Genomic DNA, 19,643 nt, shown 5'->3' with positions numbered 1-19,643 from the left:
CTTAATCGACGAACAGCGAGCTGACCGATTCCGCGTTCGAGATACGCAGGATGGTCTCGCCCAGCAGCGCGGCGCACGACAGCTGGCGGATCTTGCCGCTGGCCTGGCCTTGCTCGGAGAGCGGAATGGTGTCGGTGACGACCAGTTCGTCCAGTTCCGACGCTTCGATGCGGTCGATGGCGCCGCCCGACAGCACGGGGTGCGTGCAATAGGCGTAAACGGCGCCGGCGCCGCGGTCCTTCAGGGCCTGCGCCGCCTTGCACAGCGTGCCGGCGGTGTCGACCATGTCGTCCATGATGATGCAGGTGCGGCCGTCGACTTCACCGATGATGTTCATCACTTCCGACACGTTGGCGCGCGGACGGCGCTTGTCGATGATGGCCAGATCGGCTTCCAGCTGCTTGGCCAGCGCGCGGGCCCGCACCACGCCGCCGATGTCCGGGGACACGACGACCAGGTTCGAGAAATTGCGGCGCCAGATGTCGCCCAGCAGGATCGGACCCGCGTAGATGTTGTCCACGGGGATATCGAAGAAACCCTGGATCTGGTCAGCGTGCAGGTCCATCGTCAGGACGCGGTCGACGCCAGCCACTTGCAGCATGTTGGCCACGACCTTCGCCGAGATGGCCACGCGCGCCGAGCGCGGGCGGCGGTCCTGGCGGGCATAGCCGAAATAGGGAATGGCGGCGGTGATGCGGCCAGCGGAAGCGCGGCGCAGGGCATCGACCATCACCATGATTTCCATCAGGTTGTCGTTGGTGGGAGCACAGGTGGGCTGCAGGACGAACACGTCCTTGCCGCGCACATTCTCGTTGATCTCGACCATCACTTCGCCGTCCGAGAAGCGACCGACGGTCATCTTGCCCAGGGACATATCGAGGTGGTTGACTACGTCCACGGCCAGCCGAGTGTTGGCGGTGCCCGTGAAAATCATGAAGCTATCGTTTGCCATGATGGATGATGCGATGGTCGTTTTAAGACACTAACGAGGTGATGCGAGGTGATGCACCAGCGGACCCGGAAAATAAAAAAGCTGCTGAACCCGGGCCAGTGTCTTACAGGCGTGTTCAACAGCTTTTTTATGTATTCGGTTGGCTGGGGAGGAAGGATTCGAACCTTCGCATGCCGGAATCAAAATCCGGTGCCTTAACCAGCTTGGCGACTCCCCAACTATCTTGCAATCCAATTCCGCAACGGATGTTCAGCTAACCCAGTACATGCCTGCACTAACCGAAACCGTGGATGCGTTTGGCTGAATGTTTTATCAGCGCCGCGCATTATAGCGGATATTTCTGCTTCTGCCAAAACGGCTTCGGAGAGTTCGGAAAATTCGGCGAATAAACACGCACCAGATCCCGACATGCGAACTGGGTTTCCACGAAGGACTCCCTGTTCAGCAAGCCACCGCGATGCCCCAAGCACTTCTGGGTAAAGACGGTAGACCACCGGCTCCAAATCATTCCTGCCGAAGCGGGAATTAGGCGAAGCAAGAAAGACCGCTATTGTGATGGAAGAAGAATCCCTTGTCAAATCGGGTGCGGAAAATATTCGTGGCGTGGGCACGCTGGCGTCCGGCTGCGCCACCAGATACGCGCAATCCGGCAGCGTCACCGCCGTCAGGTCTTCGCCGACGCCCTGGGCAAATGCGGACTGGCCGAAGACGAATACGGGTACATCGGCGCCCAGCGGCAGCGCAAGCGCCATGAGTTCGCGCCGCGACAGCCCGGTGCCCCACAACCTGTTCAGCGCAATCAGCACCGAGGCGGCATCGCTCGAGCCTCCGCCCAACCCTCCACCTTGCGGTATGCGTTTTTCCAGTCCGATCTGCACGCCCTGCTTCGTGCCCGTGGCCCGCTTGAGCGCATGCGCGGCGCGCAGGGTCAGGTCCAGTTCTTCCGGCACGCCCGGCAGTTCCTGGGCGCGGCTGATGACGCCATCGGCGCGCACATCGAAATGCAAGGTGTCGCACAGGTCGATAAAGCGGAAGGCGGTCTGCAGCAGGTGATAACCGTCGGCGCGCCGGCCTACGACGTGCAGGAACAGATTGAGCTTGGCGGGAGCGGGTACGTCGTAGAGAGTCACGGCTGAACGAACAAAAAAAAGCGGTCGCCCGATTTTACCGGGCGACCGCTGATTCCGGGCCACGACGGCCCGCTATTCAAGGCTGATTGACGACCAGGCGCAGCATGATGCGCCGGCCCGGCTCCAGGCGTTCCAGCACCAGCAATTGGGGACCTAGCGTGTCGTAGCGCGAGAGCCGCGCGCGCCAGCCGCCCTGCTCGAAAGCCGCCGGGCGGCCCAGTTCATCGCGCGACACTTCGGTCGCTTCGGGCGTGGCGGCCAGCTTACCGCGCAACCAGTCGCGCAGCCCGGACACGGGCATGCTGCTGCCCAGCGCTTCCGCAGCCAGGGCATCGGGGTTGTCGGCAACCAGACGGGTGCCGTCGGCCTTGGTCAGACTGGCCGCGCCGGGCCGTCCTTCCACCCGCGCCTCGGTCGAGCCCAGGGGATTGGTCAAGTCCAGCACATAGTGGCGGCCATCGTCAGACCACGAGAAGCCGCCCTGCACGGCGTTCTGCTTGCCGCTTTCCTCGTTGACGGTGATGGCGAAGCGGCCGATACGCGAAAACGCGTCGGCGCTGGCGCCTTCAATCGGCTTGGGCGTGGTGCAGGCGGCCAGCGTCGCCGCCAGCATCGCCATCAGGAACCAGCGCAGCGGCGCGGCGGCGCCGAGCGCACGTTGAAACACTGCGGTCACAGGCTGATCCCCAGGCGCTTGGCAACGTCCTGAACGGTCTTGTTCTTGGGATCCTTGGACACCGCGGCGCGCAGCAATTCGACGGCTTGGTCGCGCTTGCCCTGGGTCCAGAGGACTTCAGCCAAGTGGGCGGCAATGTCGGCTTCCGGACGCACGCTGTAGGCGCGCCGCAGGTAGTCGGCGGCGGCCGCCGAATCGCCCATGCGGTACTTGACCCAGCCCATGCTGTCGAGGATGAACGGATCGTTGGGCGCAAGCTCCAGCGCTTGCGTAATCAGATCCAGGGCCTCGGGCAGGCGCTGGTTGTGGTCGGCCAGGGTGTAGCCCAGCGCGTTATAGGCATGCGCATGATCCGGGTCCAGCGCGATGACCTGCCGCAGCATGCGTTCCAGGTCAGCCAGGCGGTTCTGGCGCTCGTACAGCATGGCCAGTTCGTATTTGATCTCGACCGTGTCGGGGAGCGCCTGATCGGCCGCTTCCAACACTGACACCGCCTGCTGCACGCGGTCGGCGTCGCGCAGGATCTGGGCCTTGGTCAGCACGCCCAGCGTGCGCTCTTCCTCGTCCTGGGGACCGGCGGCGTCGATCATGGCGAGCGCGTCGTCCACGCGGCCGCTCTTGGCGCGCAAGGCAGCCTGGCGCATGCGCACCGAGTAGCGCAGCGTCGGATCGTCGATGCGGCCCAATTCGGCAATGGCGTCGTCGTATTGCCCCTGGTCTTCGGCGATGCGGGCCAGCAGCACATGGGCATCGGCCGCGGCGGCGCCGGCGTCGGTCGCGCCCGGCACGGTAGCGCGCTGGCGCTGCTGCTGCACGTCCAGGTACTGCTGCAGCAGGTTCTTGGCCTGCGGCAGTTGCCCGGCCTTGTAGGCCAGTTGCGCCTGCATGAACAGGAGGTCGAAATCTTCCGGGGAACGGCGCGACATGGCCTGCAATTCAGACAACGCGCCGTTGTAGTCGCCGCTGTCGGCCAACTGGCCGGCCAGCATCAGGCGCACCTTGCGGGAGTTGGGGTTGCGGGCGATGTAGGCGCGCGCCTCGGTCTGCGCGCGCTGCGGGTCCACCTTGTAGCCGTACTCCAGCACGCGCAGAGCCGCGGGCTCCGACTTGGGATCCGCCGCCAGGGCCGCTCGGGACTCCTGCGCGGCGCGGGTGTAGTCGCCAGAGGCGGAAGCCACATCCGCCAACGCCAAGTGCGCGGCCGGCAGCTTGCGCACGTTGTCGCTCAACGATTCATCCAGGATGCGCAAGGCCAGGCGGCGGTCGTTCAACCGGCTCAGCACGGCCAGCGCCTGGCCAATGGCGGCCGGCTTGTCGCGCGAGGAATCGATGCGGTTGCGCAAGGCCTGCGACAGACCCTTGGTCTGGCCGTTGGCCGCGGCCAGCGCCAGCTCGGTGGAACTGGCCTCGACGTCATTGGGAGACAGGCGCGCCCAGACCCGGGCCGCGTCCAACGCGCCCGGCAGGTTACCGCCGGCCAACTGGAATTCCAGGGCGCGGCGGGCCAGGCGTGGATCACCGGTATCCCGCGCCAGGCCCAGCATGGTGGTCGCCGCGGAACCGTACATACCGCGCTGCGCGGCGATCTCGGACGCGAGCACGCGATAAAAGATGTCCGCGGTCAGCGAGACATAGGGCAACTGCCCGGGGCGCAGCCGGATGACTTCGGTTTCAGGGTGGCGGCTCTGGGGCGCCATCCTGGGCCCGGTCGCATCGCGCGTCCGGCTGTCGGCGGCCTGGGCCGGCGGGGTCAATATTGCTGCCAGCGCAAGCGCTAGCGCGGCGATCCCGATATTTATAGGTTTGAAAGACGACTTCACGCGGCCCGTCCGGTTGATGGCACAATCTTCGTACACGCAATTAATGATCTTACACTGGCTCATGCCGGAACTGCCTGAAGTCGAAACCACGCGTCGGGGAATCGACGCCGTCATCACCGGCCGGACGCTGACGCGGCTGGTCATCCATGAATCCCGCATGCGCTGGCCGATCCCGCAGGATCTGCCAGCGCAGGTCGCCGGCCGCGCCGTGCTGGAATGCGCGCGCCGCGGCAAGTACCTGCTGCTGCGGTTCGAACACGGCACCCAGATCGTGCATCTGGGCATGTCGGGGTCGCTGCGCAGCGTCGCGCCCGGCGAATTCCTGCGCAAGCACGACCATGTCGAATGGGTCTTCGAGCAAGCGGTACTGCGCCTGCACGACCCGCGGCGCTTCGGCGCGGTGCTGTGGCACCCCGAATCCGACGGCCCCATAGAGGCCCATCCCCTGCTGGCCAAGCTGGGCATCGAACCCTTCGACCCGCGCTTCGACGGCGCCTGGCTGCACCGCCACTTCAAGAACCACGGCGCTGCCATCAAGCAGGTGCTGCTTGCCGGCATGGCGGTGGTGGGCGTGGGCAATATCTATGCGTCGGAAAGCCTGTTCCGCGCCCGCATCAATCCCAAGACGCCGGCCAACAAGCTGTCGCCGGCCCGCTGCGAACGCCTGGCCGAGATGGTGCGCGCCACCCTGGCCGATGCCCTGACCTCGGGCGGCAGCACGCTGCGCGACTATGTCGGGGCCACCGGCGAGCCGGGCGCCTACTTCGAGATCCACGCCGCCGTCTACGAACGCGAGGGTCAGCCCTGCCGGGTCTGCGCCATCCCGATACGGCGCATCGTCCAAGGGCAGCGTGCCACCTACTATTGCCCGAAATGCCAAAGGAATTGACCGCTGACACCGCTGAAATCCGCGGGAAATCCCTGTAAAAACAAGACCATTTGTTTATAGCAAACGTATTGCACGAAAACTAACGCCGGGCTATATTCCTTCCACACACCCTATTCCTATAAAAGTGGAAGGAGCCTCCATGAGCAAGCAATTCGCCTCGCACGCCGACCTGGACGACAAGGTCGTCTCGTTCGAAAAACTGTCCGACAACGCCTATGCCTACACGGCCGAAGGCGACCCCAACACGGGCGTGATCATCGGCGACGAGGCCGTCATGGTGGTCGACACCCAGGCCACCCCGGTCATGGCGCAAGACGTGATCCGCCGCATCCGCGAAGTCACGGACAAGCCCATCAAGTACATCCTGCTGTCGCACTATCACGCCGTGCGCGTGTTCGGCGCGTCGGCCTACAACGCCCAGGAAATCCTGGCCAGCCGCGACACCTACGACCTGATCGCCGAACGCGGCGAACAGGACAAGGCCAGCGAGATCGGCCGTTTCCCCCGCCTGTTCCGTAACGCCGAATCGATTCCGCCTGGCCTGGTCTGGCCGACGATGACGTTCAAGGGCGAAATGACCGTCAACCTGGGCAACCTGGAAGTCAAGCTGCTGCAAGTGGGTCGCGGCCACACCAAGGGCGACACCATCGCCTGGCTGCCCGAGCAGAAGATCCTGTTCGCCGGCGACCTGGTCGAATACCAGTCCACCCCCTACTGCGGCGACGCCTACTTCCGCGACTGGCCCAGCACGCTGGACGCGCTGTCGAGCTTCGAAGCCGAGAAGATGGTGCCGGGACGCGGCCCCGCCTTGAAGAACGCCACTGAAGTGCGTCAGGGCCTGGCCGGCACGCGCGCCTTCCTGACCGACCTGTACGGCGCGGTGAACCGCGGCGTGGCCGAAGGCAAGGACCTGAAGACCATCTACCGCGAGGTCTACGACTTCATGAAGCCGCGCTACAGCGACTGGGTGATCTTCGACCACTGCATGCCGTTCGACGTGTCGCGCGCCTATGACGAAGCCACCGGCTACACCCACCCGCGCATCTGGACCGACAAGCGCGACCTGGAAATGTGGGCACAGCTGGAAGGCTGATCCCCGCCGGGCCGCCAACGGCCCATCCAAGCAGCAACCGTAATCGCGCGCCGCAAGGCGGCGCGCGGCTTCGCGACATAAAAACAATATGACCCACACAGGAGACAACCGTGGGAGACATCGACTTTCAGGCGATGGAATTCGCCTATGAAAAACACGCCGACCAGGCCGCCAGCGAGCTGGCGCGCCATCAGGTGGTGGTGGTGGGAGCCGGCCCGGTCGGCCTGACCACGGCGCTGGACCTGGCGCGCCAGGGCGTGCGCGTGGTGGTGCTGGACGACGACTTCCGCCTGTCGACCGGCTCCCGCGCCATCTGCTTCTCCAAGCGCACGCTGGAGATCTGGGACCGCCTGGGCGTGGGTCAGCGCATGATCGACAAGGGCGTGTCCTGGAACGTGGGCAAGGTCTTTTTCCGCGAGCAGGAAGTCTGGCGCTTCGACCTGCTGCCCGAACCCGGCCACCGCCGCCCGGCGTTCATCAACCTGCAGCAGTACTACGCCGAAGGCTATCTGTACGAGCAGGCGCGCCAGGAACCCAATATCGATCTGCGCTGGAAGAACAAAGTTGTCGGCCTGGAACAGCGCGATGACGGCGTGGTCCTGAACGTGGAGACCCCGGACGGCGCGTATGCCTTGCATGCCGACTGGTTGATCGCCTGCGACGGCGCGCGTTCGCCGGTGCGCAAGCTGATCGGCCAGGAAAGCCATGGCCGCATCTTCCGCGACCGCTTCCTCATCGCCGACGTCAAGATGCAGGCAGACTTCCCGACCGAGCGCTGGTTCTGGTTCGACCCGCCCTTCCATCCCAACCAGTCCGTGCTGCTGCATCGCCAGCCCGACAATGTCTGGCGCATCGACTTCCAGCTGGGCTGGAACGCCGACCCGGTCGAGGCCGTCAAGCCTGAAAACGTGCTGCCGCGCATCCGCGCACTGCTGGGCCCCGACGCGCGCTTCGAGCTGGAATGGGTCAGCGTCTATACCTTCGCGTGCGAACGCATGGACAAGTTCCGCCACGGCCGTGTCGTCTTCGCCGGCGACTCCGCGCACCGCGTATCGCCGTTCGGCGCCCGCGGCGCCAACAGCGGCGTGCAGGACGCGGAGAACCTGGCCTGGAAACTGAAGCTGGTGCTAGCCGGCCAGGCGCCCGAGACGCTGATCGACAGCTACGCCGTCGAGCGCGAATACGCCGCCGACGAGAACATCCTGAACTCCTCGCGCGCCACCGACTTCATCACGCCCAAGAGCGACATCAGCCGCAACTTCCGCAACGCGGTGCTGAACCTGGCCAAGACCCATCCGTTCGCGCGCTCGCTGGTCAACAGCGGCCGCCTGTCGCTGCCCGCGACCTACGCCGGTTCACCGCTGAACACGCCGGACACCGACGCCTTCAGCGGCCGCATGGTGCCGGGCGCGGTCGCTCTGGACGCCCCCGTGAACGCGCAGGATTGGTGGCTGGCGCAGCTGGACGGCGAATTCGTGCTGGCGCTCTTCTGTGGCGACTCCCTGCCCGACCGCGAGACGCTGATCGCCCTGCAGGCCCTGCGCATGGCGCCCGTGCCGGTGAAGGCCGTGCTGGTCGCCAGCCCGCAATGCGACCTGTCCGCGCTGCCCAAGGAACTGGCTTGCGTCACGGACCGCGAAGGCTGCCTGGGCAAGCGCTATGACGCGCAAGCCGGCACGGCTTACCTGATCCGCCCCGACCAGCACATCACCGCCCGCTGGCGCGCTTTCGCCCCCGGCGCCGTCACCGCGGCCGTCAGCCGCGCCACGGGCCGCGCCTGAACTTCGAGATGACTCCATCATGCTGATTACCGAAACCAACCTGGTCTCGCCGGACGACTTCTACGAAGCGCTGATCGAGACCCACCGCGACCTCACCAACGAGCAGAGCCAGGAGCTCAATGCGGCGCTGATCCTGCTGCTGGCCAACCACCTGGGCGACATGGAAGTGCTGCGCGAGGCGCTGCGCCAGGCGCGGGCGTCGGTGGCGCCGTAGTTCCGATCACGCCCCGACCGCGAACGTATTGACGATCAACGCGCGCAGCCACTGGTTGCCGCCATCCCGGTCCACCCGGCGCTGCCAGTACATATTGGTCTGCAGCGCCGGCACTCTTATCGGCGGCGTGATGTAGCGCAGGCCGAACGGCGGCGCGGCGCTGGCGGCAAGTTTTTCGGGCACGGTCGCCAGCAGGTCGGTCGCGCTGACGATATAGGGCACGGCCGAAAAATGCGGCACGCTGAAGTGCTCAGCCAGTTCGACGCCGGCGCGTTCCATGGACTGATTGACCTGTCCATAAGGCGCCGCGCGCGACACGATGAGGTGGCGTTCGGCCCGGAAGGCCTTGAGGCTCATGCCGGCGTGCGCCGTCGGATGCGCCTGCCGGAACAAGGTCGCATAGCCCTGGCGGAACAGCATGCGCTGCAGCGTACCCGCCCCCATTTCATCGAAGGCGCCGATCGCCAGATCCACCCGCCCGGCCTCCATTTCCCGCGGCAGGTCCGGTCCCTGCACCCGCACGGAGTCGATACGCACCAGCGGCGCCACCTGCACGCAGACTTCCATCAGGCGTGGCATGAAGTGAATCTCGCCCACGTCCGTCATCGCCACCCGGAAGCGGCGCGTGCTGGTGGCGGCATCAAAGACATCCTGGTCCTTCAGAGCCTGCGACAACATGGTCAACGCCTCGCTGACCGGCCCCGCCAGGCGTTGCGCGCGCGGCGTGGGCAGCATGCCCTGCGCCGTGCGCACGAACAGATCGTCGCCGAATGCTTCGCGCAAGCGGCGCAGCGCGTTGCTGACAGCCGGTTGCGACAGGTCCATGCGCCGCGCCACGGCCGAAAGATTGCGGTCCTCCAGCAGATGCTGGAACAACAGCAGCAGGTTCAGATCGACATCGCGCAGCTCGGCCATACACCCCCCTACTATTCACAAAATTTATAGTCTCTATTTTTACATTCCCATAGCCGTAGCGGGGATTTTTTCCGACAATGCCATATGGGCTCCGGACCCCTTCCGGACGAGCCACCCGCACCAGGCCGCGCGGCCAAGCACCGCGCCGCCGCTCAGGAGGAATCCATGGAACTGCAATACCAGACCGGCTTCGGCAACAGTTGCGCCACCGAAGCCCTGCCCGGCGCGCTGCCGCTGGGCCGCAACTCGCCGCAGCAATGCCCCTATGGCCTGTACGCCGAGCAGCTGTCCGGCACCGCCTTCACCGCGCCGCGCAGCGAAAACCGCCGCTCCTGGCTCTACCGCATCCGCCCCGGCGCCCAACACAAGCCGTTCGAGGCCTTTGACGGCGCCGCCGGCTGGCAAAGCACCTTCGGCCAGGGACCCGTCACGCCCAACCAGCTACGCTGGAGCCCGCTGCCGATTCCCGCCGCCCCCACCGACTTCCTGGAAGGCGTGAAGACCTGGGGCGGCAACGGCGGCCCCGACGAACTGAGCGGCGTAGGCATCCACCTGTACGCGGCCAACCGCTCGATGCAAGGACGCTACTTCTACAACGCCGACGGCGAACTGCTGCTGGTGCCGCAGGAAGGCCGCCTGCGCCTGGCCACGGAACTGGGCCTGATCGACCTGGAGCCCCTGGAAATCGCGGTCATCCCGCGCGGCGTGCGCTTCCGCGTCGAACTGCTGGACGGCAGCGCGCGCGGCTACATGCTGGAGAACTTCGGCGCGGCCATGCGTCTGCCGGAGCTGGGCCCCATCGGCTCGAACTGCCTGGCCAATGCCCGCGACTTCAAGACCCCGGTGGCCTGGTACGAAGACCTCGAAGGCGACTTCGAACTCATCGCCAAGTTCACGGGCGGCTTCTGGCGCGCATCCATCGACCATTCGCCGTTGAACGTGGTGGCCTGGCACGGCACGCACGCGCCGTACAAGTACGACCTGCGCAACTTCAACACCGTCGGCTCCATCAGCTACGACCATCCGGACCCCTCGATCTTCACCGTGCTGACCGCGCCGTCGGACACCCCGGGAACGGCCAACATGGATTTCGCGATCTTCCCGCCGCGCATCCTGGCCATGGAAAACACCTTCCGTCCGCCCTGGTTCCACCGCAACATCGCCAGCGAATTCATGGGCCTGATCCAGGGCGTCTACGACGCCAAGGCCGACGGCTTCGCGCCGGGCGGCGCCAGCCTGCACAACTGCATGAGCGGCCACGGCCCCGACGCCGAGACCTTCGAAAAGGCCTCCCACGCCGACACCAGCAAAGCCCACTACATCCGTGACACGATGGCGTTCATGTTCGAGACGCGGCGCGTCATCCGCCCCACGGAACAGGCGCTGGCCTCGGTAGAATTGCAGGGCGACTACTACCGGTGCTGGCAGGGCATCGCCAAGCATTTCGACCCCAGCAAGGCGTGACGCGCAGACCTCCTGCTTTCCACGCCCGCGGCGATGAGCGCAAGCTCATCGCCGTTTGGCATTTGTAATTTCCGGCGCCTGGCGCCCGGCCACCGCATAACCACACTGAAAGAGACACGCAGCCATGACCACCATCAACGAAACCCACGACCCGTCCCTGAAGAGCTGGATCGCCAGCGCCAACACCGGCGAGTCGGATTTCCCGGTGCAGAACCTGCCCTACGCCACCTTCCGCCGCAAGGGCACGACGGAGCCGTTCCGCCCCGGCGTGGCCATCGGCGACCAGATCATGGACCTGGCCGCGCTGGCCGCCAAACAGCCCTTCGAAGGGCTGGCAGCCGAGGCCTTGGCCGCGTGCGCCACGGACAGCCTGAACGCCCTGATGGCCCTGGGCCAGGCCCACTGGAGCGCCCTGCGCCTGGCGCTGTCGCGCGCGCTGCGCGAAGGCGCTGCCCTGCGCGCCACGGTCGAGCCGCTGCTGGTTGCGCAAGCCGACGCCGAATACACCACGCCCGCCCGCATCGGCGACTACACCGACTTCTATATCTCGGTGCACCACGCCACCGCCGTGGGCAAGCAATTCCGCCCCGACAACCCCTTGCTGCCGAACTACAAGTGGGTGCCCATCGGCTATCACGGCCGCGCCTCCAGCATCGGCGTGGACCAGAAATTCCCCCGCCCCGTCGGCCAGACTCGTCCCGCCAATGAAGGCGAAGCGCCGCAATTCGGCCCCTGCGCCCGCCTGGACTACGAACTGGAACTGGGCATCTTCGTCGGTACGGGCAACGCCCAGGGCGACCGCATCCCCCTGGCCGACGCCGAATCGCACGTGTTCGGCCTGTGCATCCTGAACGACTGGTCGGCGCGCGACATCCAGGCCTGGGAATACCAGCCCCTGGGCCCCTTCCTGGCCAAGAACTTCGCCTCCACGATCTCGCCCTGGGTCGTCACCATGGAAGCGCTGGAGCCGTTCCGCACGCAGTGGATGCGCGGCCCGTCCGAACCGCAGCCCCTGCCCTACCTGGCATCCGACGCCAACCGCGCCAAGGGCGCCTTCGACGTGCAGATGGAAGTGTTGCTGACCACCGAGAAATCGCGCGCCGACAAGCAGCCGCCCGCCTTCCTGTCGCGCAGCAACTTCCGCGATGCCTACTGGAACGTGGCGCAGCTGATCACGCATCACACCGTCAACGGCTGCAACCTGCAACCGGGCGACATGCTGGGCACCGGCACCCTGTCCGGCCCGCAACCCTCGGAAGCCGGCTCGCTGCTGGAACTGAGCAACGGCGGCAAGAACCCGATCGACCTGCCCTGGGGCGAAAAGCGCACCTTCCTGCAGGATGGCGACCAGGTCATCATCCGCGCCGAATGCGTGAAGGCGGGCTATCCGCGCATCGGCTTCGGCGCCTGCTCCGGCACGGTGCTGCCCGCCCGCGCCTAATCCGCGCCGGCGCCTGCCCAGGCGGGCGCCGTCAACGCCTCGATCTCGTCGTCCTTGGCCCGCCACTGCTGGCCCAGCCAGTGGTGGAAGGTCGTGCGGAACGCCTTGTCGCCGGAGTAGTTGCCTTCGCAGAACTCCGGCGGCACCGGCAACTGCCGCATGCGCACCAGCACCCGCCCCGCACGGCCGCAGGCCAGATCCCAAAAGCTGGGCGCGCCCTCCGGATAGGCAATCGTCACGTCTATCATCGAGCGGAAACGCTTGCCCATCGCATTCAACGCCACCGCCAGCCCGCCCGCCTTGGGCTTGAGCAGATGCCGGTACGGCGATCCCTGCGCATCGCGCTTGGCAGGACTGAAACGCGTCCCTTCAGCGAACACCATCACGCTGGTCGGCACCAGTGAAAACTTCGCGCAGGCCCGCCGCGCGGTCTCCTGATCCTGCCGCCCCAGATCCGGATTGCGGCGCAACGCCGCCTTGCCGTGGCGCTTCATGAACGGAAAATCCAGCGCCCACCACGCCAGCCCGATCACCGGCACATAGATCAGTTGCTGCTTCAGGAAGAACTTCAGCAACGGAATACGCCGGTTCAGCGACTGCTGCAACACGAAGATATCCACCCAGGACTGATGATTGCAATTCACCAGATACCAGTCCGCATAGCGCAGTCCGTCATTGCCCTGCACATCCCAGGACACATCCTGGATCCGCGCCAGCCATCCGGCGTTGCAGGACACCCAGGCCGTGGCGATACCGTTGAGCACGGGATCGATCCCCCGCCTGACCGCCGCGAACGGCAGCAGCAGCTTCAACAAGGCCAGCGGAAACAGAAGCAGGCACCAGAACACCGTGTTGAGCGCCAGCCAAACGGTACTGATCACACCCGTCACCCAGGCGAAACGCCCGCGCGGCAACGGCAGCACGCGGCGGCGCGGCGGCACGCGAATACTAGATTTGTTTGATTGGGCAGCCGCAGCACGGCCTGCCCCGGAAGACGATTCAGGAAAAGTCATGCGCCAGTTTCCTACCTTCACAAAAAATCCGACTTGCGCAGAATCAAGCCGCGGTCAGCGATCAGCGCACAGTCCCACCACCCAAAACAACACAGCGCAAGACGCCGCGTATGCTCGATTGGGCCGCCCGGGCGGCTTAATCGAGCGGGCACCGCAAGATCTTCCACCGCCCCGCCGCCCGCGGCAAGCATGCCAAGCACACCACCCGTCCCTGCGACCGTGAAGTTTCAAACACCGAAGCTTGGGGCGTTGGGGGCCTGGGGCGCGCGGGGCGTCGATAAGCCCAAGGGAATCCGTAGGGAGCCGAAGGCGTACGAGGATGACGCAGGGGAAGTCCGGAGCGAAGGCTCCGGACCGCAATCGTTGCCCCGCGCACCCCAGCCCCCCGACGCCCCAAGCGTCTTAAGAACCAGCATCATCCCGCATAAAGCGCCACCATCAAGGCAACCGATACCGCTCTTCCCGATACGCCCAACTAGCCCACAAAGCATGCGCCAAGGCCTCTTCCGAGAGCCGAGGATCCAAAGGCTCCACCGGCGCATAAACCTCATCCCGCCCCACAGGCGCCGCCTCATACCTGAACTGCCGCGGCGCCTTCGAAGGCTCCAGCACCAGCAACTGATCCCCCTGCAGATAGCCGAAATTATCCGCGTACTGCATCATCGCCCGATTCGGATCCCGCTGCGTCAGATCCACGCCCAGCATGGGATTCACGTTGTCCAGTCCCATCAAGGACAACATGGTAGGCGCCATGTCGATCTGGCTGACCAACCGTTCATCCTGCCGAGGCGCAATCCCCGCCCCCAGAATCAGCGCGGGAATCTGGAAATGCCGCACCGGCACCGGAATGGAGCCATAGACGCGCGAATCGTGATCCGCGATCACCAGGAAGACCGTGTTGTCCCAGTACGGCGCCTTGCGCGCCTTGTCGAAGAACTGCCCCAGCGCCCAGTCCGCGTAACGCACCGTGTTATCCACCGTGGCCGGATCTCCCACCGGCTTGATGCGCCCTTCCGGATACTCCCACGGCGAATGATTCGACACCGAGAATGCCAGCGTGAACACCGGCTTGTCGCCATCCGCCCGCAGCAGCCGGTCCACCTGGTTGAACATGTCCTCGTCCGAGGCGCCCCACGACCCTTCGAACACTGGATTCACGAACTTGGGACGGTCCACGATTTCGTTAAAGCCGTTACCCAGGAAAAAGGCCCGCATATTGTCGAAGTGCGACTCGCCCCCGTACACGAAGCGCGAATGGTAGCCATGCTTGCCCAGCACCTGCGCCAGCGTGAAGAAACCCGTCTGCGAACGCGGCAGCTTCACCACCGCGTCAGCCACGCTGGGCAGGAAGCCCGCCGTGACCGCCTCGATGCCCCGCACCGAGCGCGTGCCCGTCGCGTAGGCGCGGTGGAACATCCAGCCCTCCTTGCCCAGCCGGTCGATGTTGGGCGTGAGATCACGGCCGCCCAGGCTGCCCACATACTGCGCGCCCAGGCTTTCCTGCAGGATGATCACCAGGTTCAACGGCTTATCCCGGCGCGCCATCGCCTTCTGCTCATGCAAGCTGGGATACCGCGCGTCCAGCGGCGCGCCCGTCAGCCCGGCCTTCTCGCGCACGATGGCATTCATTTTGTCCACCGCCATCTTGGGATACATCGCTGCCGACGAACGCTCATCGCGCATGCGGTAGGCGGCGTCGAACACGCTATACAGCGAATTCAGCGCCAGCGCATTGACCATGGCGTCGGAACTGTAGGCGACCTTGGCCGGATTGATCGGACGATGCTCCAGCGTGCCGCGCGCGCCCAGGAACACCAGCGCCAGGATCACGAACGACGCCAGCGGCCGCTTCCACCACGACATGAACGGATCGCGGGCGCGGGTGGGAAACAGGCGGACCGACAGCCAGGCCGCCAGCGCCAACACGACAAAGGCCGCCAGCAGCACGCCCTTGTAGCCCTGCCACAGCATCGAACCGACTTCCTTCGGATTGAGCAGATAGATGAAATAGAGCCGGTTGGGCCGCGTGTCGTATTCCGCGATGAACTGCGGCGTGGAGACCTCCAGCAGCACATACAGCATCCACCAGACACGGAACCACCAGGCGGTGATGCGGGCGGCCAGCGGCCGATGGCCGAACCAGGGCGAAAACACCGCCGGCAGCGCGATCACCATGGACATCAGGCAGACGTCGATGCGCAGGCCGCCCAGCAGCAACGGCCCCAGCCCGCCTGCCGCCTCCACCCGGTCCCACATCCAGAAGGCCAGCGCCAGCCGCGACAGCGTCAGCAGCGCCAGGACCGCAATGATGAACCGCAGAGTCAGACGGCGCATGCGTACACCCTCCCCTGGCGTCGCAACGCCTGTTCAGATGAAAGAATGCCGCTGTATATGCCGAGCAGAGCCATGCCGCCTCGTGGTTCGAAGTTTGAAAACGCGCAAAGGTTAACGCGGTTTGGGACGAGCCTTCGGCCGCGCTTACTGCGCGCGCCGCAGCCGTTCGCGGCTGTTGCTCAGATGCGTGCGCATGGCTGCGCGCGCGGCTTCAGCGTCCTGGCGCTGGATCGCGCCGTAGATGTCTTCGTGCTCGAGGTTCACCCGCGCCAGATAGGCGGCACGATCCTCGTGCGCAAACTTCGCCGAATTGATCCGGGTGCGCGGAATGATGGCCGAACCCAGATGCGACATCAGGTCCGCGAAGTAACGGTTGTCCGTGGCTTGCGCGACCAGCAGATGGAACTGGAAATCCGGCGTGACGGTGTCGCCGTCGTTCTCCAGTGCGCTCTTGAAGGCTTCCAGTGCGCGCCTCATCTCATGCAGCTGCTCCGGGCTGCGCCTGGCCGCGGCCAGGCCGGCAGCCTCGCTTTCCAGGCAGATACGCAGCTCCAGCAACACCAGCACGTCGCACACCGTGGCGATGTCGGCGGGATCCACGCGGAAATCCCCGCCGCCGCTAGGCTCCAGCGCATACGTCCCCACGCCATGATGCGTCTCGACCAGGCCCGATGCCTGCAGCCGGGACAGGGCCTCCCGCACCACCGTACGGCTGACGCCGAACTGGCGCATGATCTCGGATTCCGTCGGCAACTTGTCGCCGGGCCTGATGTCCCCGCCACGGATACGCTCCGTGATGCTCTCGACCAGCCCCTGAGCCAGGTTCCGGGGACGACGCCGCGGCGTGACGGGAGTATCGGCGGGAACATTCATTGGCAAGGATCCGAAAGCGGTTGAGCGCGGCCCGGGACCGAGCGTCGCTGCCCATTGTACTTTGGGCCGGGTATCAGGCCCGCGCGCCAGAATGGCGCCAGCGACGCGCAGCGCGCCGATGTTTCGCCCGTACCAACCGACCCGGGCATCCCGCGACTAACGGTTCAAGCCCGCGGCGGCGGGACGGGCCACGATGAGGGGATAGAAAAACAGGGCCGCCAGGAACCACATCAAGGTAGCGGACCAAAGCGTCTGGCTGAGAAAATGGGCGCCTTGCAGGATACGCACCGTGGAAAAACCCACTCCCCCCGCGATACCCGCTGCCAGCCCCCACCAGCGCCACGCCGGACGCCCCAGCGCCCAGCCCACGAAATACAGGGTCAACATCGAATAGCCCGCGCCAGCATGACCGCTGGGTAAAGCGCCGCCCCCCGCAGCCCGCACCCAGGTCCACCAGAACGACGGGTAAGGGGTATAGCCGCCCAGGGAGTCCAGATCATAAGGACGGGGCAGCGTCGTGTAGTGCTTCAGTTGATTCACCAGCACCTGCCCCGTCAGGCAGGTTGCCGCCAGCGCCAGCGCCGGTCCGCGCCATGGCCGCCAGGCCGGAATGCGATAGCTTGCCGCCGCCACGCCCACCGCGGCCAGTCCTATCCCGATAGGCAGGGCCAGCACCATGCGATGCCCGATCAGATCCAGCCAACGGTTCAGGCGCAGCGGAAAATCGTCCAGCGCCGGATCGAACAGCGCTCGAGCGATTCGCATATCCAAGCCCGAGACATTGGCCCACCATGCCAGGCAGGCCAGCGCAAGCGTGATCGCAAAGACATGGCTCAACAGATACGAGGCCGGCGTCGGCTTGCGCAACGCGGGCGGCGATAGGGGCGGCATGGTGGCGACAGGAGGTCCGTCAGGCAAACGGGCAGCTTAGGCCGCCGACAGTCAAACTTTCGTCAAATTTGACCTTGCGCCCCGCCGGCCGCCGCCATCGCGTGTCCCTCATCGGCCTCGAAACGCAGCGTGAAACAGGTTCCGCGCTGCTCGCCTTGCCGCGAAGAATCGACCGTCAGCGACCAGCCCTGCATGTCGCAGACGCGCTTGGCGATCGCCAGCCCCAGCCCGCGCGCCGTTTCGTCGGGGCTGCCCGCGCCGGAATCCCGCATGCGGCCGCTGTAATAGCGGCGGAACAGGAAAGGCAAGTCGTCGGCGGCAATGCCCTTGCCATCGTCGCGCAGCTCCAGCGCGCCGTCGGCGGTCACGCTCGCGGTCAGCGTCGCCGGCGCGGCGTGCTCCACCGCGTTGCGGATCAGGTTGCGCAACACGGTCAGCAAGGCATAGCGATCCAGCATGCGAACCTGACCGGCGGCGATCCGGTTTTCGAAACCAAGCCCAGCCAACCCTGCCTGGGCTTCGTAGCCGCGCCAGGCGTTGTCCATGCATTCGCTGAGGTCGACGGACTCCGCCGGGCGCAGCTCATCCCGCGCCATGGAGCGTGCGCTCTCCAGCGACACGATCACATCGTCCACGTTGTCCACCACGCGGGTCAGCCGCTGGCGCTGGTCCGGGGTCAATACCTGGGTCAGCAGCATCAACTCGCTATCCGAGCGGATCGCGGCCAAGGGCGTGCGCACCTCGTGGCTGAGATTGCCCGCGAATTCGCGCTCGCGCGCAATCGACCTGTCCACCTGGTTCTGCACCCGGTTGAAGGCCTCTATCAGTCGCCCCGCCTCATCGTCGCGCGTCACCGCCATATCGGGCGCGCCAGGCGCCCAAGTGGCCAGCCGGTCGGTCAGGTCCAGCAGCGGCCCGACCGCGATGGCGGCCACGCGCCGCGACAGCGCATAGGCGCCCACCACGCAAATGGCGCCCACGCCCAGCACGATCAGGCCGAAGTCGTGAACCCGCCCTTCGTTCTCGGTGGCGTCGTAAAGCAGGTACACCTTGCCCCGCGCCGTTTCGGCCACCATCACATGCCAGGTGTAGGCGCCCGGTTCGACCAGATGCAGGCCGCTGTCCAGGGCATCGATTTCCTGGGGCATGCCAGTGGGCCGCTTGCCGTCCACGCTGACCCAGGCGCGCATGGAGCCGCCCAGTTCGCGCACGCCTTCACGGGGCAGAAAACCGTCGCTGACCTGCGCATGCTGCACCAGCCGGTCCATTTCCGTATTCAGAATGTCGTTGACCAGGTCGTCTTCCATCTGGTCGAAAGTCAGGTAGGCCAGCAGGGCCAGCGCCGTCACGAACAACGCCACGGTTCCGGTCAGCGCCCACACCACCCGCTGGGTTAGCGTACCCCCGACCGACGCCGCGGAAATGCCGCTCATCTGGCCGCTCCAGCTTCCAGCGTCAGGCGCCAGCCGGTCCCATGTATGGTTTCGATGCCATCGAAGCCGGCATCGGCCAAGGCGCGGCGCAACAGGTGCACCTGGCTGCGCAGCGCGTCCGAGGAAGGCGGTTCGTTGCCCCACAGCATGGACTCCAGCTCCTCGCGCGAGACCACCCTGCCAGGATCGCGCAACAGCGCTTCGATGATGAGGCCGGCCTTGCGCGTGAGATGCACGGGAGTGCCGTTGACCGACACCGCGCGGTTGCGGGTGTCGTAGGACAGCGGGCCGAAAGCCCGCACCGAATCCACCGTCGCCCCCTTGGAGCGCTGGATCAGCGCAATCAGGCGCGCCTCGACCTCAAGCAGCGCAAAAGGTTTGGTCAGATAATCATCAGCGCCATGCGAGAACCCGACCAGTTTGTCTTCCAGGCTGTCACGCGCCGTCAGCATCAGCACCGGAACGTCGGCGCGCATGTCGTTGCGCAGCGTATGCAACACGGCGTTGCCGTCCATGCCCGGCAGGCCGATGTCCAGGATCAGGGCATCGAAGCGCTGCTCCCTCAGCCGCTCCAGCGCGGCCGGCCCCGAATAGGCGGCATCGGGCAGGAAGCCGCGCGCTTCCAGGAAGGTGTACAGGTTGCCGGAGATCACCGGATCATCCTCGACGATCAATACCCTGCAATTCGCGCCCGCCGCGGGACTGGTTGCCATGGTTGCGATTC

The 19,643-nt window shown here is 65.7% G+C and carries 17 protein-coding genes and 1 tRNA gene; 6 read left to right on the top strand and 12 right to left on the bottom strand.

What is annotated here, in order from left to right:
* Position 1: 1 nt before the first annotated feature.
* From IAG39_RS04635 to IAG39_RS04615, 5 genes are all read right to left on the bottom strand, one after another.
* Positions 2–952 carry a ribose-phosphate pyrophosphokinase gene (locus IAG39_RS04635; protein ID WP_006227587.1) on the bottom strand — a complete coding sequence of 317 codons (951 nt, stop codon included), beginning with the start codon at positions 950–952 and terminating at the stop codon, positions 2–4.
* A 140-nt stretch (positions 953–1,092) separates the two neighbouring features.
* A tRNA-Gln gene (locus IAG39_RS04630) sits at positions 1,093–1,169 on the bottom strand.
* Position 1,170: 1 nt separating this feature from the next.
* The gene (ispE, locus tag IAG39_RS04625; RefSeq protein ID WP_118931363.1) at positions 1,171–2,082 is read right to left on the bottom strand and encodes a 4-(cytidine 5'-diphospho)-2-C-methyl-D-erythritol kinase; all 912 of its coding nucleotides are present in this window, start codon (positions 2,080–2,082) and stop codon (positions 1,171–1,173) included.
* A gap of 76 nt (positions 2,083–2,158) precedes the next feature.
* The gene (lolB, locus tag IAG39_RS04620) at positions 2,159–2,701 is read right to left on the bottom strand and encodes a lipoprotein insertase outer membrane protein LolB (protein WP_059371488.1); all 543 of its coding nucleotides are present in this window, start codon (positions 2,699–2,701) and stop codon (positions 2,159–2,161) included.
* Between the two features lie 53 nt (positions 2,702–2,754).
* Positions 2,755–4,641 carry a tetratricopeptide repeat protein gene (locus IAG39_RS04615; RefSeq protein ID WP_059371350.1) on the bottom strand — a complete coding sequence of 629 codons (1,887 nt, stop codon included), beginning with the start codon at positions 4,639–4,641 and terminating at the stop codon, positions 2,755–2,757.
* Between IAG39_RS04615 and mutM the strand changes: the two genes are divergently transcribed.
* The 4 genes from mutM (at position 4,640) to IAG39_RS04595 (ending at position 8,555) form a co-directional block, all read left to right on the top strand.
* Positions 4,640–5,467, top strand: a complete 828-nt coding sequence (gene mutM / locus IAG39_RS04610) for a bifunctional DNA-formamidopyrimidine glycosylase/DNA-(apurinic or apyrimidinic site) lyase (protein ID WP_118931364.1) — start codon at positions 4,640–4,642, stop codon at positions 5,465–5,467. The two genes, IAG39_RS04615 and mutM, sit on opposite strands and share 2 nt — an antisense overlap.
* Positions 5,468–5,606: 139 nt before the next feature.
* Positions 5,607–6,560, top strand: coding sequence for an MBL fold metallo-hydrolase (locus IAG39_RS04605; protein ID WP_059371348.1), 954 nt, complete (start codon positions 5,607–5,609; stop codon positions 6,558–6,560).
* Between the two features lie 110 nt (positions 6,561–6,670).
* The gene (locus IAG39_RS04600) at positions 6,671–8,341 is read left to right on the top strand and encodes an FAD-dependent oxidoreductase (protein ID WP_118931365.1); all 1,671 of its coding nucleotides are present in this window, start codon (positions 6,671–6,673) and stop codon (positions 8,339–8,341) included.
* Positions 8,342–8,360: 19 nt separating this feature from the next.
* Complete coding sequence (locus IAG39_RS04595) at positions 8,361–8,555, top strand: DUF2783 domain-containing protein (protein ID WP_054451956.1); 195 nt, start codon at positions 8,361–8,363, stop codon at positions 8,553–8,555.
* Positions 8,556–8,561: 6 nt separating this feature from the next.
* Here IAG39_RS04595 and IAG39_RS04590 read toward each other — a convergent pair whose 3' ends face one another.
* Positions 8,562–9,470, bottom strand: a complete 909-nt coding sequence (locus IAG39_RS04590) for a LysR family transcriptional regulator (RefSeq protein WP_118931366.1) — start codon at positions 9,468–9,470, stop codon at positions 8,562–8,564.
* A gap of 165 nt (positions 9,471–9,635) precedes the next feature.
* On the opposite strand from IAG39_RS04590, the gene hmgA reads away from it, so the two are divergent.
* Both hmgA and fahA read left to right on the top strand, forming a co-directional pair.
* Positions 9,636–10,934 carry a homogentisate 1,2-dioxygenase gene (gene hmgA, locus IAG39_RS04585; protein WP_088142609.1) on the top strand — a complete coding sequence of 433 codons (1,299 nt, stop codon included), beginning with the start codon at positions 9,636–9,638 and terminating at the stop codon, positions 10,932–10,934.
* Positions 10,935–11,058: 124 nt separating this feature from the next.
* Positions 11,059–12,375: a fumarylacetoacetase gene (gene fahA, locus IAG39_RS04580; RefSeq protein WP_118931367.1), complete on the top strand. Its 1,317-nt coding sequence runs from the start codon at positions 11,059–11,061 to the stop codon at positions 12,373–12,375.
* On the opposite strand, the gene IAG39_RS04575 is transcribed toward fahA, so the two are convergent.
* The 6 genes from IAG39_RS04575 to IAG39_RS04550 all read right to left on the bottom strand — a co-directional run bounded on the left by IAG39_RS04575 (position 12,372) and on the right by IAG39_RS04550 (position 19,632).
* Positions 12,372–13,289 (bottom strand): acyltransferase, encoded by a 918-nt coding sequence (locus IAG39_RS04575; protein WP_118931434.1) that lies wholly within the window; start codon positions 13,287–13,289, stop codon positions 12,372–12,374. The two genes, fahA and IAG39_RS04575, sit on opposite strands and share 4 nt — an antisense overlap.
* 537 nt (positions 13,290–13,826) lie before the next feature.
* On the bottom strand, positions 13,827–15,722 hold the full coding sequence (locus tag IAG39_RS04570) for an LTA synthase family protein (protein ID WP_118931368.1): 1,896 nt from the start codon (positions 15,720–15,722) through the stop codon (positions 13,827–13,829).
* 144 nt (positions 15,723–15,866) lie between these two features.
* Positions 15,867–16,595, bottom strand: coding sequence for a FadR/GntR family transcriptional regulator (locus IAG39_RS04565; protein ID WP_118931369.1), 729 nt, complete (start codon positions 16,593–16,595; stop codon positions 15,867–15,869).
* 156 nt (positions 16,596–16,751) lie between these two features.
* Positions 16,752–17,486 carry a phosphatase PAP2 family protein gene (locus IAG39_RS04560; protein ID WP_059371341.1) on the bottom strand — a complete coding sequence of 245 codons (735 nt, stop codon included), beginning with the start codon at positions 17,484–17,486 and terminating at the stop codon, positions 16,752–16,754.
* Between the two features lie 62 nt (positions 17,487–17,548).
* Entirely contained in the window at positions 17,549–18,919 is a 1,371-nt protein-coding gene (locus IAG39_RS04555; protein ID WP_118931370.1) for a sensor histidine kinase, read from the bottom strand.
* Entirely contained in the window at positions 18,916–19,632 is a 717-nt protein-coding gene (locus IAG39_RS04550) for a response regulator transcription factor (RefSeq protein ID WP_059371339.1), read from the bottom strand. Before IAG39_RS04550 ends, IAG39_RS04555 begins: the two co-directional genes overlap by 4 nt.
* Between the last annotated feature and the right edge of the window lie 11 nt (positions 19,633–19,643).

Source organism: Achromobacter xylosoxidans (assembly GCF_014490035.1).
GTDB lineage: Bacteria > Pseudomonadota > Gammaproteobacteria > Burkholderiales > Burkholderiaceae_B > Achromobacter > Achromobacter bronchisepticus_A.
This window is presented reverse-complemented; position numbering and strand designations above follow the sequence as displayed.

Coding starts and splice junctions, on each gene's coding strand:
- IAG39_RS04635 (WP_006227587.1), bottom strand. CDS start 952: ATGGCAAACGATAGCTTCATGATTTTCACGGGCACCGCCAACACTCGG.
- lolB (WP_059371488.1), bottom strand. CDS start 2,701: ATGGCGATGCTGGCGGCGACGCTGGCCGCCTGCACCACGCCCAAGCCG.
- mutM (WP_118931364.1), top strand. CDS start 4,640: ATGCCGGAACTGCCTGAAGTCGAAACCACGCGTCGGGGAATCGACGCC.
- IAG39_RS04615 (WP_059371350.1), bottom strand. CDS start 4,641: ATGAGCCAGTGTAAGATCATTAATTGCGTGTACGAAGATTGTGCCATC.
- IAG39_RS04605 (WP_059371348.1), top strand. CDS start 5,607: ATGAGCAAGCAATTCGCCTCGCACGCCGACCTGGACGACAAGGTCGTC.
- IAG39_RS04595 (WP_054451956.1), top strand. CDS start 8,361: ATGCTGATTACCGAAACCAACCTGGTCTCGCCGGACGACTTCTACGAA.
- IAG39_RS04590 (WP_118931366.1), bottom strand. CDS start 9,470: ATGGCCGAGCTGCGCGATGTCGATCTGAACCTGCTGCTGTTGTTCCAG.
- hmgA (WP_088142609.1), top strand. CDS start 9,636: ATGGAACTGCAATACCAGACCGGCTTCGGCAACAGTTGCGCCACCGAA.
- fahA (WP_118931367.1), top strand. CDS start 11,059: ATGACCACCATCAACGAAACCCACGACCCGTCCCTGAAGAGCTGGATC.
- IAG39_RS04570 (WP_118931368.1), bottom strand. CDS start 15,722: ATGCGCCGTCTGACTCTGCGGTTCATCATTGCGGTCCTGGCGCTGCTG.
- IAG39_RS04565 (WP_118931369.1), bottom strand. CDS start 16,595: ATGAATGTTCCCGCCGATACTCCCGTCACGCCGCGGCGTCGTCCCCGG.
- IAG39_RS04560 (WP_059371341.1), bottom strand. CDS start 17,486: ATGCCGCCCCTATCGCCGCCCGCGTTGCGCAAGCCGACGCCGGCCTCG.
- IAG39_RS04555 (WP_118931370.1), bottom strand. CDS start 18,919: ATGAGCGGCATTTCCGCGGCGTCGGTCGGGGGTACGCTAACCCAGCGG.
- IAG39_RS04550 (WP_059371339.1), bottom strand. CDS start 19,632: ATGGCAACCAGTCCCGCGGCGGGCGCGAATTGCAGGGTATTGATCGTC.